At 70.3% G+C, this 14,652-nt stretch carries 14 protein-coding genes; 2 read left to right on the top strand and 12 right to left on the bottom strand.

Annotation, left to right across the window (positions count from 1 at the left end; all coding sequences use genetic code 11):
* Positions 1–30: 30 nt before the first annotated feature.
* Positions 31–876: a peptidylprolyl isomerase gene (locus ACH4G3_RS33565; RefSeq protein WP_397628013.1), complete on the top strand. Its 846-nt coding sequence runs from the start codon at positions 31–33 to the stop codon at positions 874–876.
* Between the two features lie 136 nt (positions 877–1,012).
* Positions 1,013–2,242: a DUF349 domain-containing protein gene (locus tag ACH4G3_RS33560; RefSeq protein ID WP_354749478.1), complete on the top strand. Its 1,230-nt coding sequence runs from the start codon at positions 1,013–1,015 to the stop codon at positions 2,240–2,242.
* Between the two features lie 65 nt (positions 2,243–2,307).
* Here the strand turns inward: ACH4G3_RS33560 and relA are convergent, their stop codons facing one another.
* From relA to ACH4G3_RS33500, 12 genes are all read right to left on the bottom strand, one after another.
* Positions 2,308–4,821: a GTP pyrophosphokinase gene (gene relA / locus ACH4G3_RS33555; RefSeq protein WP_397628012.1), complete on the bottom strand. Its 2,514-nt coding sequence runs from the start codon at positions 4,819–4,821 to the stop codon at positions 2,308–2,310.
* Between the two features lie 205 nt (positions 4,822–5,026).
* Positions 5,027–5,566 (bottom strand): adenine phosphoribosyltransferase, encoded by a 540-nt coding sequence (locus ACH4G3_RS33550; RefSeq protein WP_397628011.1) that lies wholly within the window; start codon positions 5,564–5,566, stop codon positions 5,027–5,029.
* Complete coding sequence (secF, locus tag ACH4G3_RS33545; RefSeq protein ID WP_397628010.1) at positions 5,563–6,678, bottom strand: protein translocase subunit SecF; 1,116 nt, start codon at positions 6,676–6,678, stop codon at positions 5,563–5,565. The genes ACH4G3_RS33550 and secF overlap by 4 nt, the downstream gene beginning before the upstream one ends.
* Position 6,679: 1 nt before the next feature.
* Positions 6,680–8,446 (bottom strand): protein translocase subunit SecD, encoded by a 1,767-nt coding sequence (gene secD, locus ACH4G3_RS33540; RefSeq protein WP_397628140.1) that lies wholly within the window; start codon positions 8,444–8,446, stop codon positions 6,680–6,682.
* Between the two features lie 132 nt (positions 8,447–8,578).
* On the bottom strand, positions 8,579–9,076 hold the full coding sequence (yajC, locus tag ACH4G3_RS33535; RefSeq protein WP_397620836.1) for a preprotein translocase subunit YajC: 498 nt from the start codon (positions 9,074–9,076) through the stop codon (positions 8,579–8,581).
* A 185-nt stretch (positions 9,077–9,261) separates the two neighbouring features.
* Positions 9,262–10,332 carry a Holliday junction branch migration DNA helicase RuvB gene (gene ruvB / locus ACH4G3_RS33530; RefSeq protein ID WP_354749488.1) on the bottom strand — a complete coding sequence of 357 codons (1,071 nt, stop codon included), beginning with the start codon at positions 10,330–10,332 and terminating at the stop codon, positions 9,262–9,264.
* Between the two features lie 45 nt (positions 10,333–10,377).
* Entirely contained in the window at positions 10,378–10,983 is a 606-nt protein-coding gene (gene ruvA / locus ACH4G3_RS33525; protein WP_397628009.1) for a Holliday junction branch migration protein RuvA, read from the bottom strand.
* Positions 10,980–11,510: a crossover junction endodeoxyribonuclease RuvC gene (gene ruvC / locus ACH4G3_RS33520; RefSeq protein WP_354749493.1), complete on the bottom strand. Its 531-nt coding sequence runs from the start codon at positions 11,508–11,510 to the stop codon at positions 10,980–10,982. The genes ruvA and ruvC overlap by 4 nt, the downstream gene beginning before the upstream one ends.
* Before the next feature lie 115 nt (positions 11,511–11,625).
* Complete coding sequence (locus tag ACH4G3_RS33515; RefSeq protein ID WP_397628008.1) at positions 11,626–12,378, bottom strand: YebC/PmpR family DNA-binding transcriptional regulator; 753 nt, start codon at positions 12,376–12,378, stop codon at positions 11,626–11,628.
* A 48-nt stretch (positions 12,379–12,426) separates the two neighbouring features.
* The gene (gene pdxT, locus ACH4G3_RS33510) at positions 12,427–13,032 is read right to left on the bottom strand and encodes a pyridoxal 5'-phosphate synthase glutaminase subunit PdxT (protein ID WP_354749495.1); all 606 of its coding nucleotides are present in this window, start codon (positions 13,030–13,032) and stop codon (positions 12,427–12,429) included.
* Positions 13,033–13,037: 5 nt separating this feature from the next.
* Entirely contained in the window at positions 13,038–13,949 is a 912-nt protein-coding gene (gene pdxS, locus ACH4G3_RS33505; RefSeq protein ID WP_020270015.1) for a pyridoxal 5'-phosphate synthase lyase subunit PdxS, read from the bottom strand.
* A gap of 136 nt (positions 13,950–14,085) precedes the next feature.
* A complete protein-coding gene (locus ACH4G3_RS33500; RefSeq protein WP_397628007.1) occupies positions 14,086–14,628 on the bottom strand; it encodes a LemA family protein in 543 nt (180 codons plus the stop codon).
* Positions 14,629–14,652 lie beyond the last annotated feature (24 nt).

The following is a 14,652-nucleotide window of genomic DNA, read 5'->3' as shown; positions in this document are numbered from 1 at the left end:
GACGTTCGAGACGCATGAGGAGAGAACCCGGTGGTCAGCCAGGAACAGCGGCGGCGTCAGCTCGCCCGTGAGAAGTACTTGCGGCAGCAGCAGCGGCGCACTGATGCGCGACGCAAGGCCCGTATCCGCAACTCCGTGATCGCCTCGGTTCTCGGCGTGGTCGTGGTGCTCTCCGTGTCGGTCTACCTGACCAAGCCGTTCGAGGACGACGGCAAGAAGGAGAACGCGGGCGCGGAGGTCACCCCGAGCGCCTCGCCCAGCAAGGCCCCGGACCCGTGCGAGAAGCCGGCCGCGGGCAAGGTCAAGCCGGAGACCTGGAAGAAGGAACCGGCGATGACCATCGACGAGTCGGCGAAGTACACGATGAAGCTGGACACGACCTGCGGCGAGATAGACATCGCGCTGAAGGCGTCGGCGGCCCCGCACACCGTCAACTCGTTCAACTTCCTCGCCGGCAAGGGCTACTTCGACCACAGCAAGTGCCACCGGCTCACGAACCAGGGCATCTACGTCCTTCAGTGCGGCGACCCGCAGGGCACCGGCATGGGCGGACCCGGCTACACGATCCCGGACGAGAACCTGAAGGACAAGAGCCTCAAGGGCGGGGTGTACCCGGCGGGCACGGTCGCGATGGCGAACCAGTACAACGCCCAGACGAAGCAGGGCCGCAACAGCGGCGGCAGCCAGTTCTTCCTGGTCTACCAGGACAGTCAGCTGCCGCCCGACTACACACCGTTCGGGACGGTGTCCGAGGCGGGCATGAAGGTGCTCAAGAAAATCGCGGCCGCCGGAGCCCAGGCTCCCGACCCTCAGACGGGCAACACGGCGCCCAACGCGACGGTCGTGATCAACAAGGCCACGGTCGCGAAATCCTGACCCTCAACTGCGTAATTTCGGTCGCGCGGGATGCGGACAGGCCCCCCGCCGGTCGCCTATGTTGGCCGTGACGAAACTGTGGACGATGCCCGGGGGAGCTTCAGGCCCCTCGCAGGCATCATGTGGAGGAGGCGCTGTGAGCAGCGACCCGTGGGGCCGCGTCGACGAGACGGGGACCGTGTACGTGCGTACGGCCGACGGCGAGCAGGTCGTCGGTTCGTGGCAGGCAGGCTCCCCCGAGGAGGCGCTGGCCTATTTCGAGCGCAAGTACGAGGGCCTGGTTGTCGAGATCGGCCTCCTCGAGAAGCGAGTGAAGACCACCGACCTGTCGGCGAAGGACGCCCAGGCGGCCATCGACCACATCCGGGAGCAGGTCGACGCGCACCACGCGGTGGGCGACCTGGACGCCCTGCGGGTCCGGCTGGACAAGCTCACCGAGCTGGTGGAGGCGCGCCGCGAGGAGCGCAAGGCGCAGCGGGCGAAGCAGTCCGACGAGGCGCGCAAGGCCAAGGAGGCGCTGGTCGTCGAGGCGGAGGAGCTGGCGCAGTCCGACCAGTGGCGGGCGGCCGGTGAGCGGCTGCGGGCCCTGGTGGACACCTGGAAGGGTCTGCCGCGGCTGGACCGCAAGTCCGACGACGAGCTGTGGCACCGGTTCTCGCACGCGCGGTCGGCGTTCTCCAAGCGGCGCAAGCAGCACTTCGCGCAGCTGGACGCCCAGCGCGAGGAGGCGCGGCGGACCAAGGAGCGGCTGGTCTCCGAGGCCGAGGCGCTGTCGAACTCGACGGACTGGGGTGCGACGGCGGCGCGCTACCGCGAGCTGATGGCCGAGTGGAAGGCCGCCGGCCGGGCCCAGCGCGAGCACGAGGACGACCTGTGGAACCGCTTCCGCGGCGCCCAGGACGTCTTCTTCGCCGCGCGCAGCTCGGTCTTCGCCGAGCGGGACGCCGAGCAGGCGGAGAACCTGAAGCTCAAGGAGGAGCTGGCCGAGGAGGCCGAGAAGCTCCTGCCGATCACGGACCTGAAGGCATCGCGGGCCGCGTTCCGTTCGATCAACGAGCGGTGGGAAGCCATCGGTCATGTGCCGCGCGACGCCCGGCCCAAGGTCGAGGGCCGGATGCACGCCGTGGAGCGGGCCCTCCAGGAGGCGGAGGAGACCGAGTGGCGCCGGACGAACCCGGAGGCACGCGCGCGTGCCGAGGGTCTGACCGGCCAGCTCCAGGCCGCCGTGGACAAGCTGAGGGGCCAGATCGAGCAGGCCCGGGCGCAGGGCAACAACGCCAGGGCCGACAAGCTCGAGCGTGAGCTCGAGGGCCGCCAGGCGCTGCTGGACCAGGCGCTGAAGGGGCTCCAGGAGTTCGGAGGCTGATCAGCCCGTCGAAAGGGGGCCCGTACCTGCCGTACGGGCCCCCTTTCGCATGGTGCTACGGGCTGTTACGACCTGCTGCGCGCCGACGTCACCCGGTACACGTCGTAGACGCCCTCCACGCCCCGGACCGCCTTCAGCACATGGCCGAGATGCTTCGGGTCGCCCATCTCGAAGGTGAAGCGGGAGGTGGCGACGCGGTCGCGGGAGGTCTGGACGGCCGCGGAGAGGATGTTGACGTGCTGGTCGGACAGGACCCGTGTGACGTCCGAGAGGAGCCGGGAGCGGTCCAGGGCCTCGACCTGGATGGCGACCAGGAAGACCGAGGACTGGGTGGGCGCCCACTCGACCTCGAGGATCCGCTCGGGCTCGCGGGACAGCGAGTCGACGTTGACGCAGTCGGTGCGGTGAACCGATACGCCGCTGCCTCGCGTGACGAAGCCCATGATGGGGTCGCCGGGGACGGGCGTACAGCAGCGGGCCAGCTTGACCCACACGTCCTCGACGCCCTTCACGACGACGCCGGGGTCGGCGCTGGAGCGGCGTTTGCGACTGCGTCCGCGGGCCGGCGGGATCGACTCGTCGATCTCCTCGGTGGCGGCCTCCTCGCCGCCGAGGGCCTGGACCAGCTTCTGCACGATGTTCTGCGCGGAGACATGGCCCTCGCCGATCGCCGCGTACAGCGCGGAGATGTCCGCGTAACGCATCTCGTGCGCGAGGGTCACCAGGGAGTCGCCGGTCAGGATGCGCTGGATCGGCAGGTTCTGCTTGCGCATGGCGCGGACGATGGCGTCCTTGCCCTGCTCGATCGCCTCGTCGCGGCGCTCCTTGGAGAACCAGGCCCGGATCTTGTTGCGGGCCCGCGGCGACTTGACGAAGCCGAGCCAGTCGCGGGAGGGACCGGCGCCGGGCGCCTTGGAGGTGAAGACCTCCACCAGGTCGCCGTTGTCGAGGGTGGACTCCAGCGGGACCAGCCGGCCGTTGACCCGGGCCCCTATCGTGCGGTGGCCGACCTCGGTGTGGACCGCGTAGGCGAAGTCCACCGGGGTGGCTCCGGCCGGGAGCGCTATGACGTCGCCCTTGGGGGTGAAGACGAAGACCTCGTTGCGGGAGAGGTCGAAGCGCAGCGACTCCAGGAACTCGCCGGGGTCCTCGGTCTCCTTCTGCCAGTCGAGCAGCTGCCGCAGCCACGCCATGTCGTTGATGGCGTCCTTGTCCTTGCCGGAGGACCTGGGCGCGTCCGTGCGCACCTTGGAGGCACCGGCGACGGCTTCCTGCTTGTACTTCCAGTGCGCGGCGATGCCGTACTCGGCGCGGCGGTGCATGTCGAACGTGCGGATCTGGAGCTCGACCGGTTTGCCGCCGGGGCCGATGACCGTCGTGTGCAGCGACTGGTACATGTTGAACTTGGGCATCGCGATGTAGTCCTTGAACCGGCCGGGGACCGGGTTCCATCGCGCGTGCACCGTGCCGAGGGCCGCGTAGCAGTCGCGGACGGTGTCCACGAGGACGCGGATGCCCACCAGGTCGTAGATCTCCGCGAAGTCCCGGCCGCGGACGATCATCTTCTGGTAGACGCTGTAGTAGTGCTTCGGGCGGCCGGTGACGGTCGCCTTGATGCGGGCCGCACGCAGGTCCTGCTGGACCTCGTCGGTGACGATGGCGAGGTACTCGTCGCGCTTCGGGGCGCGCTCGGCGACCAGGCGGACTATCTCGTCGTACATCTTCGGGTAGAGGATCGCGAACGCGAGGTCCTCCAGCTCCCACTTGATGGTGTTCATGCCCAGGCGGTGGGCGAGCGGCGCGTAGATCTCCAGGGTCTCGCGCGCCTTCTTCTCCTGCTTCTCGCGCTTGAGGTAGCGCATGGTGCGCATGTTGTGCAGGCGGTCAGCGAGCTTGATGACCAGCACGCGCGGGTCCTTCGCCATGGCGACGACCATCTTGCGCACGGTCTCGGCCTGGGCGGCCTCGCCGAACTTGACCTTGTCCAGCTTGGTGACGCCGTCGACGAGCAGGGTGACGACGTCGCCGAAGTCGCGGCGCAGGTCCTCCAGGCCGTACTCGGTGTCCTCGACCGTGTCGTGCAGCAGGCCCGCCATCAGGGTGGCCGGGTCCATGCCCAGCTCGGCGAGGATGGTCGTCACCGCGAGGGGGTGCGTGATGTAAGGGTCGCCGCTCTTGCGCTTCTGGCCGCGGTGCCAGCGCTCGGCGACCTGGTAGGCGCGCTCGATCTGGCGGAGCGTCGACGTCTCGATCTTCGGGTCGTTGCTGCGCACTATCCGCAGCAGCGGCTCAAGCACCGGGTTGTAGGGGTTCGCGCGCTGGACGCCGAGACGGGCCAGGCGGGCGCGGACGCGGTTGGAGGAGCCGGTACGGGCCGGCTGGCCGCCTGCCTGGCGCACGGGCGGGGCCGGCTTGGGGCGCGCCTGCTCGGCGGGCTTGTCGACCGGCGCCGACTGGGCGTGCTCGACCGGCCCGCGGGTGTCGTTCTTCGCGTGGGGCGCGTTCGGCGCGGGCTTGGCCGCGGCTGCCGAGGCGGACTCGGGCTTGGCGGCGGTCAGGTGCTGGGCCTCGTCTGGCAAGAGGGCTCCTCGTGCGCGATCCGGGTCCCCCGGTCAGGCTCCGGAGACCCCATGGTAGCCATCCTGGACCCCAGGATCGCCTTCAGGCCAATGTGAGGACCGTCTACCGGAGAAACACCAGAGGCGGGCGCCGGATTTCTCCGGGCCCGCCTGCGCGGTGTCGTGCCGGTGGCATGGCGGTGTCCGCCGCGCTGCCGGGGGCTTACTAGACCGTGAGCAGCGCCTCCAGCGGGGCACCGTTCAGAGCCGGTTCCAGACGGGCGCGGCCGTTCAGGAAGCCGAGCTCCATGAGGACGGCGAGGCCGGCGACCTCCGCGCCGACCCGGCGGATGAGCTGGACCGAGGCCTCGGCGGTGCCGCCGGTGGCGAGGACGTCGTCGACGACCAGGACACGGTCGTCGGCGGTCAGGTCCTCGGCGTGCACCTCGATCTCCGCCGAGCCGTACTCCAGGTCGTATGCCTGGCCGAGGGTGGCTCCGGGGAGCTTGCCCGCCTTGCGTACGGGGATGAAGCCGAGGCCGGCGCGGACGGCGACCGGGGCGCCGAGGATGAAGCCCCGGGCCTCCAGGCCGACGACCTTGGTGGCACCGGTGCGCTCGGCGATCTCGGCGAGGGCGTCGGTGAGCGCGGTGAACGCCGCCGGGTCCGCCAGGAGCGGAGTGATGTCCTTGAACATCACGCCCGGCTCCGGGTAGTCCGCGACGTCCCTGATGCGGCTGAGCAGCAGCTCCCTGATGTCGGTCATCGGCGCTTCCCCGACGGACGGCCACGGCCGCGGGTGCGGGACGCGGGCTGGTTGCGGGGGCCGACGACCGCGGGTGCGGCGTCCTCGGGCTCACCGTCGTACGACTCGTCGGCGCCGTCGGCCTCGGTCTCGCCCTGGGCGCCGGACTGGGCCCGCTTGGCGAGGACACGCTTCCTGAGCGCCTTCATCTGCGGCTCGCGCTCCTTGAGGTCGGCGACGAGCGGCGTGGCGATGAAGATCGAGGAGTACGCACCGGCGGCGAGGCCGACGAACAGCGACAGCGAGATGTCGTTCAGCATGCCGGCGCCGAGGACACCGCCACCGATGAACAGCAGGCCCGCGACCGGCAGCAGCGCGACCACCGTGGTGTTGACGGAGCGGACCAGGGTGCTGTTGATCGAGCGGTTGGCGACGTCGCTGTAGGTCCAGCGGGTCTGCTTGGTGATGTCCTTGGTCTGTTCCTTGAGGCTGTCGAAGACCACGACCGTGTCGTAGAGCGAGTAGCCGAGGATGGTCAGCAGACCGATCACCGTGCCCGGTGTGACCTCGAAGCCGACCAGGGCGTAGATGCCGACCGTGATGGTGATGTCGTGGATCAGGGCGACGAACGCGGCCAGCGCCATGCGCCACTCGAAGGCGATCGCCAGGTAGATCACCACGAGGACGAGGAAGATCCACAGGCCCTGCCAGGCCTTGTTGGCGATCTGGTCACCCCAGCTGGGGCCGACCAGTTCGGCGTTGATCTGCTCCGCGTCGATCTTGAGGTCGTCGGAGAGCTTGTCCTTGATCTTGTCGGCCGCGCCGGTGTCGATGCCGGCCACCTGGATGCGCAGGCTGCCGTCGCCGAGCTTCTGGACGATCGCGTCGTGGCCGGAGGCCTCTTCCGCGTAGCTCTCCGCCTGGGACACCGAGGCGCTGGTGTTCTTCGGCGTGTTGAAGACGGCGCCGCCCTGGAACTCGATGCCCATGTTCAGGCCGCGGACCGCCAGGCCGACGATGGCCGTGATGGTGATCAGGATGGAGAGGCCGTACCAGATCTTGCGGTTCTTGACGAAGTCGTAGCCGACCTCGCCACGGTGCAGTCGGGCGCCGAGGGTGCCGAGTTTCGACATCTCAGGCCTCCTTGGTGTCGACGGGGGCGGCGGGGCGGCGGGTGCGGCGCAGCGGGGGCTTCGCACCCAGGCTCTTCGGGTCGAGGCCGGACCACTTGTGGCCGTTCGCGAAGAACGGGCGGCGGGCCATCAGCGTCAGCAGCGGCTTGGTGAAGAGGAACACGACGACCACGTCGAGCAGGGTGGTCAGGCCGAGCGTGAAGGCGAAGCCCTGGACCTTGCCGACGGTGACGATGAAGAGCACCGCGGCGGCGAGGAACGACACGAAGTCGGAGACCAGGATGGTGCGCCGGGCGCGCGGCCAGGCCCGCTCGACGGCGGGGCGCAGCGAGCGGCCCTCCCGGATCTCGTCACGGACGCGTTCGAAGTACACGATGAACGAGTCCGCCGTGATACCGATCGCGACGATGGCACCGCACACGGCCGGCAGATTCAGCGCGAAATTGATGGTCGGGCCGAGCAGCGCCATGATCGTGTAGGTCAGGGCGGCGGAGACCAGCAGCGAGAGGATCGCGATGAACGCCAGGCCGCGGTAGTAGAGCAGCAGGTAGATGACGACCAGCGCGAGACCGATCGCACCGGCGATCAGACCGGCCTTCAGCTGGTCACCGCCGAGCGCGGCGGTGACGGTCGAGACGCTGTCCTCCCGGAAGGTCAGCGGCAGCGCACCGTAGCTCAGCATGTTGGCGAGGTCCTGGGCTGACTGCTGGTTGAAGTTGCCGGAGATCTCCGCGTTGCCGCCGGTGAGCGCCTGCCGCACGTACGGGTCGGAGACCACGTCGCCGTCGAGGACGATCGCGAACTGGTTCTGCGGCGACTGGTTCTGGGCCAGCTTGCCGGTGATGTCCGCGAACTTCTTGGCGCCCCCGTCGGTGAAGTCCATCGTGACCGTCCAGCCCGCACCGGTCTGGGTGTTCAGGACGGCCTGGGCCTTGTCGACGTCGGTGCCGTCGACCTCGGCCGGGCCGAGGATGTACTTCTGCCACTGGCCCTGCGAGTTCTTGCCGCAGGCCAGGGTGGGCTGGGAGGCCTTGACGCCGTCGCCCACGGCGGAGCGGGTCTTCGCGTTGGTGCAGTCGAGCTTGGCGTACTGCTCCTGGAGCTTGCTCGCGTCGTCGGCGGCCGTGCCGCCGGACGCGGACGGGGAGGGGCTGGCCTTCGCCTTGTCCGAGGCGCTCGCGGACGGCGTCGCGTCGGCCTTCAGCGCGTCCGTGACCGCTCGGCCCTGCGTGGTGGGAGAGGCGGACGGGGAGGCGGAGCCCTTGTCGGTGGCCTCGGGCTTGTCGGTGGCCTTGCCGGACGGCTTGTCCGAGGGGCTTCCCGTGGGGCTCGGCGAGGGGCTGGCCGCGCCGGCGCCGCCGGAGACCTCGGTGGCGATGACCGGGCGGAAGTACAGCTTGGCGGTGGTGCCGACCTGCTTGCGGGCCTGCTCGGAGTTCGTGCCCTTGGGGATGTTGACGATGATGTTGTCCCGGCCCTGCGTCTGGACCTCGGCCTCGGAGACGCCCAGACCATTGACACGGCGCTCCATGATGGAGACGGCGGTGTCCATGTTGGTCTTGTTGATCGCCGCCTCGTTGCCGGCCTCGGGAACCGCCTCGAGCGTGATGCTCGTACCGCCGGCCAGGTCGATGCCGAGACGCGGTGTGGTGTGTCCCGAGGCGAACATCCCACCGGTGAGCGCCGCGATGGCGATCAGGATCAGGGCCAGCGAGCGCCCCGGCTTGCTCTGGGCGCTCGCGCTCCGGCCCTTTTTAGGTGTGGCCACCTTCTCGTACTCCCTCTCGGGCCGCCGCGCTCCGGATCGGCGGACGGGCGGCCATGACATGGTGTCGGGATTCCGTGCGAGCCGGTCGTGTCCCGGGGTGCGCGGGCCGGACCCGCGCACCCCGGGACGCGACTACTTCGCCTCGGAGTCGCCGTCGGTCTTCTTCGGCTCTTCGTCCGTCTTCGCCTCGCCGGCCGGAGCGTCGTCGGCAGGCTCGTCGGCCGTGTCCTTCTTGCCGAGGTCGACGGCCTTGTCGTCAGCGCCGGCGTCGGCGGCGGAGTCGTCGGTCTCGGTGAGGGAGGAGGCGTCGTCCGGGACGATGTCGGCGTCGGACTTCAGGTCGTGCTCGACGCCGTGGACGATGCGGTTGTACTCGTCGTCGGTGAGGACGGCACCGATGGAGTTCTTGGCGAAGAGGAGCTCGACGCCCGGGCCGGCGTCGACGAGGACGGTGTCCTCGTTCACCTCCTTGACGGTGGCGTACATGCCCCCGATGGTGCGGACACCGCTGCCGGGCTGCATTTGGTTCCGCATCTCCACGGCCTGCTGCTGCTTCTTCTTGGCCGACCGGGTCATCAGGAACATGGCCCCGATGAGCACGATGAACGGGAGGAGGGTCAGGAGACTCACGGGTCGGTACTTCCTTCACACGACCGCGCTGTGAGCGGCCAGATGGTTGGGGGTGTGTACGCCGCCGACAAAGGCGGCATCGGCGGAGTCTAAGCGAGTCCGCGCGCATGGAACAACGCTCAGCATGGCACCGGGGTTCCTGCTCCGGCCACTGGCCTCGCCGCCCCGGAGCGGTGACGGTGCCGTCACGCCCCGAACAGGTCCTGTTGTCCGTTTCCGGTGGTCTGGGAGCGGGGCGGGGTGAGGCCGAGATGCGCCCATGCGGCGGGCGTGGCGACCCGGCCGCGCGGGGTGCGGGCCAGCAGGCCCTCCCTGACCAGGAAGGGCTCGGCGACCTCCTCCACGGTCTCACGCTCCTCCCCCACCGCGACCGCGAGCGTGGACAGGCCGACGGGTCCGCCGCCGAACAGCTTGAGCAGGGCTTCCAGCACGCCCCGGTCGAGACGGTCGAGGCCGCGGGCGTCCACCTCGTAGACGGCGAGGGCGGCGGCCGCGATGTCCCTGGTGATCAGGCCGTCGGCCTTGACCTGCGCGTAGTCCCGGACGCGGCGCAGCAGACGGTTGGCGATACGGGGCGTGCCGCGGGAGCGGCCGGCGATCTCGGCGGCGCCGTCCGGCTCGATCTCGACTTCGAGGAGATCGGCGGAGCGGTGGATGACCCGCTCCAGTTCGGCCGGTTCGTAGAACTCCATGTGCGCGGTGAAGCCGAAGCGGTCGCGCAGCGGGGGCGGCAGCAGGCCCGCGCGCGTGGTGGCGCCGACCAGGGTGAACGGGGGCAGCTCCAGCGGGATGGCGGTGGCGCCCGGGCCCTTGCCGACGATGACGTCGACGCGGAAGTCCTCCATCGCCATGTACAGCATCTCCTCGGCGGGCCGGGACATGCGGTGGATCTCGTCGAGGAAGAGGACCTCGCCCTCCTGGAGGGAGGAGAGGATCGCGGCGAGGTCGCCGGCGTGCTGGATGGCGGGGCCCGACGTGATGCGGATGGGGGCGCCCATCTCGGCCGCGATGATCATCGACAGGGTGGTCTTGCCGAGGCCGGGGGCGCCGGAGAGCAGCACGTGGTCGGCGGTGGCGCCACGCGCGCGTGCGGCGCGCAGGACGAGGTCGAGCTGCTCGCGGACCTTCTCCTGGCCGATGAACTCGCCCAGGTCCTTGGGGCGCAGGGCGGCCTCGACGGCCTGGTCCTCACGGTCGGCGGACGCACCGACGAGCCGCTCGGCGGCATCGGCGTCGGTCGTGTCGTCCCAGTTCATGGAGTGTGCCTCGGAATCTCGGTACGGAGGTACGGACTGCTCGGACTAGCGGGCGCGGTTCAGGGTCTGCAGGGCCGCCTTCAGCAGCTGTCCCACCTGCGGCGTGCCCCCTGCGGCCTCGGCCTGCGGGGCGACGGCGGTCACCGCCTCGTCGGCCTCCCGGGTCGCGTAGCCGAGGCCGATCAGGGCGGCGTGCAGCTGGTCGCGCCAGCCGGCGCTGACGGCCGTACCCACGGCGGGGGCGCCGACCGGCTCGCCCAGGCGGTCCTTCAGCTCCAGGAGCAGCTTCTGGGCGCCCTTCTTGCCGATGCCGGGGACGGCGGTGAGCGCCTTCTCGTCGCCGGTGGCGACGGCCCGGCGCAGGGCGTCCGGGGTGTGCACGGCGAGCATCGACTGGGCGAGTCTCGGTCCCACGCCGCTGGCCGTCTGGAGCAGCTCGAAGGTCTGCCGCTCGTCGTCGTCCGCGAAGCCGTACAGGGTCAGTGAGTCCTCCCGGACGACGAGGGAGGTGTGCAGCTTGGCGGGCCGGCCCGTGCGCAGCGTGGACAGCGTGTTCGGCGTGCACTGGACCGCCATGCCCACACCGCCGACCTCGACGACCGCGGCGTCGGGGGCGAGCGCGGCGACGGTGCCGCTGACGAAGGCGATCATGCCGTACGGCCTTTCGTTGTGTGCAGGGCGACGGCCTGCTGGAGTCGGTTCTGCGCGGGGGCGCGCCAGATGTGGCAGATGGCGAGGGCGAGGGCGTCGGCCGCGTCGGCGGGCTTGGGCGGTGCGCCGAGCCGGAGCAGGCGGGTCACCATGGCGCCCACCTGGGCCTTGTCGGCCCGGCCGCTGCCGGTGACGGCGGCCTTGACCTCGCTCGGCGTGTGCAGCGCCACGGGGATTCCGCGACGGGAGGCGCACAGCAGGGCGACGGCGCTGGCCTGGGCCGTGCCCATCACCGTACGGACGTTGTGCTGGCTGAAGACGCGCTCGACGGCGACGAACTCCGGCCGGTGCTCGTCCAGCCACTGTTCGATGCCCTGCTCGATGGCGACGAGGCGGCGGCCGAGGTCCGCGTCCGCCGGTGTGCGGACGACGCCGACGCCGATCATCGTGAGCGGCCGTCCGGCGACGCCCTCGACCACGCCGACACCGCACCGGGTCAGGCCCGGGTCCACCCCCAGAACGCGCACGCGTCCTCCCTCTCGATCGCCTGTTCCTGCAGGCTATCGGGTGGCACCGACAACGCGACGGGCCGACGGAGTGTGTCCCGTCGGCCCGTCGGGTCCTGCGGAGCCCGTGGCGGCGTTACGCGCCGACCTTCTCCATGACCTCGTCGCTGACGTCGAAGTTGGCGAAGACGTTCTGCACGTCGTCGCTGTCCTCCAGCGCGTCGATGAGCTTGAAGATCTTCTTGGCGCCCTCCTCGTCCAGCTCGACCTGCATGGTCGGGACGAAGTTGGCGTCGGCGGAGTCGTAGTCGATGCCGGCGTCCTGGAGGGCGGTGCGGACCGCGACCAGGTCGGTGGCCTCACTGAGGACCTCGAAGGTCTCACCGAGGTCGTTGACCTCCTCGGCGCCCGCGTCGAGCACGGCGGTCAGCACGTCGTCCTCGGTCAGCTCGCCCTTGGGGACGATCACGACGCCCTTGCGGTTGAACAGGTACGACACCGAGCCCGGGTCGGCCATGGAGCCGCCGTTGCGGGTCATGGCGACGCGCACCTCGGAGGCGGCGCGGTTGCGGTTGTCGGTGAGGCACTCGATGAGCACCGCGACACCGTTCGGGCCGTAGCCTTCGTACATGATCGTCTCGTAGTCGGCGCCGCCGGCCTCCAGGCCCGCGCCGCGCTTGACCGCCGACTCGATGTTCTTGTTGGGGACCGACGACTTCTTCGCCTTCTGGATGGCGTCGTAGAGCGTCGGGTTGCCCTCGGGGTCGGCGCCGCCCATCCGGGCCGCCACCTCGATGTTCTTGATCAGCTTCGCGAAGAGCTTGCCGCGCTTGGCATCGATGACGGCCTTCTTGTGCTTCGTCGTGGCCCATTTAGAGTGGCCGGACATCTGCCTGTCTCCTTCGCGTAACCCATCTCAGCAACGAACGCAGGAATCCTACAAGGACTGGGCCGTCCGGTTCTCGCGCACCATGTCGACGAACAGGGCGTGCACGCGGTGGTCGCCGGTCAGTTCCGGGTGGAACGACGTGGCCAGAGCGTTGCCCTGGCGGACCGCGACGATGTGGCCGTCGTGCTCGGCGAGCACCTCGGCCCGGGCACCGACCGACTCGACCCAGGGGGCGCGGATGAAGACGCCCTCCACCGGGTCGCCCTCGACGCCCTTGACGTCGACGGCCGCCTCGAAGGACTCGTTCTGCCGGCCGAAGGCGTTGCGGCGCACGATCATGTCGATGCCGCCGACGGTCTCCTGACCCGAGCGCGGGTCGAGGATCTTGTCGGCGAGCATGATCATGCCGGCGCAGGTGCCGTAGACGGGCATGCCGTCCCGCACGCGCGCGCGGAGCGGCTCCATCAGGCCGAACAGGACCGCCAGCTTGGAGATGGTGGTGGACTCGCCGCCGGGGATGACGAGGCCGTCCGCCTCGGCGAGTTCTTCGGGGCGCCGCACCGGCCTGGCCACGGCATCGGCCGCGGCCAGGGCGACAAGGTGCTCCCGTACGTCGCCCTGGAGGGCCAGGACGCCTATGACAGGAGTGCTCATGGGGGTTACCAGCCGCGGTTGGCGTAGCGCTCGGTCTCGGGGAGGGTGTCGCAGTTGATGCCGACCATGGCCTCGCCGAGGTTGCGGGACGCGTCCGCGATGATCTTCGGGTCGTCGTAGAAGGTGGTGGCCTTCACGATGGCGGCGGCGCGCTTGGCCGGGTCGCCGGACTTGAAGATGCCGGAGCCGACGAAGACGCCCTCGGCGCCGAGCTGGCGCATCAGGGCCGCGTCGGCCGGGGTGGCGACGCCGCCCGCGGAGAACAGCACGACCGGCAGCTTGCCGAGCTCGGAGACCTCCTTGACGAGCTCGTAGGGGGCGCGCAGCTCCTTGGCGGCGGCGTACAGCTCGTTGTTGTCGAAGCCGCGCAGCTTGGCGATCTCGTTCTTGATCTGGCGCAGGTGGCGGACGGCCTCGACGACGTTGCCGGTGCCGGCCTCGCCCTTGGAGCGGATCATCGCGGCGCCCTCGGCGATGCGGCGCAGGGCCTCGCCCAGGTTGGTGGCACCGCAGACGAACGGCGTGGTGAAGGCCCACTTGTCGGAGTGGTTGACCTCGTCGGCCGGGGTGAGGACCTCGGACTCGTCGATGTAGTCGACGCCGAGGGACTGCAGCACCTGGGCCTCGACGAAGTGGCCGATGCGGGACTTGGCCATGACCGGGATCGAGACGGCGTCGATGATGCCCTCGATCATGTCCGGGTCGGACATGCGGGCCACGCCGCCGTCCTTGCGGATGTCGGCCGGGACCCGCTCCAGGGCCATGACGGCGACGGCGCCCGCGTCCTCGGCGATCTTCGCCTGCTCCGGCGTGACGACGTCCATGATGACGCCGCCCTTGAGCTGCTCGGCCATACCGCGCTTCACACGGGCGGTGCCGGTCTCGGGGGCCTGGGAGTTGGGGGACGTGGTGGACACGGGTGACCTCGCTACGGAAAGGGGGAATTCTGCAGCACCGAGGAAACGTGAGGGGACCAGGCCACAGCAAGGGCCAATGGGAACGCTGTGGATCCTTTTCCGGCGGACGGCCGGGGAACGGCGCGTGAACGGGGACTCAGGCGGCCCGGTCCGCCAGGGCCGTCGGAGGCTCGTCGTCCATTTCGAAGGCCAGGGGGAACGGGGCGTGGCCCGCCAGCCGGAACCAGCGGACCTTGCGGTGCCGGCGCAGGGCACGGGCGGCCCGTACGGCGTCGTTGTGGAAGCGGCGGGCCATCGGGACGCGCCGCACCGCCTGCGCGAGCTCCTCCGCGGCCTCCTCGCCCCCGGGCGCCTCCCGCACCGCCTCCACCTGCTGGACCTCACCGAACACGGCCCGCAACGCCTGGCTCAGCTCGCTCTCGGCGACCTCCCGCTGCTCTTCCACCGCCTGACGGGCGGCGTGCGCGGCCTCGTAGAGGACGATCGAGGCGGCCGGGTCGAGCACCCCGGAGGTGGCCAGTTCCTGGGCGACGGAGGCGCGGCGCAGCAGCTGTGCGTCGAGTGCGGCGCGCGCCGCGTCGATGCGCGCGTGCAGCCGGTCCAGCCGCCCGGCCGTCCAGCTCAGGTACAAGCCGATCAGCACGAGGGCGACGAGGATCCAGATGAGGGTTGCGGTCACGGCCCAGAGGCTACCGGTGCCCGC

The organism is Streptomyces afghaniensis, from assembly GCF_044327915.1.
Lineage (GTDB): Bacteria > Actinomycetota > Actinomycetes > Streptomycetales > Streptomycetaceae > Streptomyces > Streptomyces afghaniensis.
This window is presented reverse-complemented; position numbering and strand designations above follow the sequence as displayed.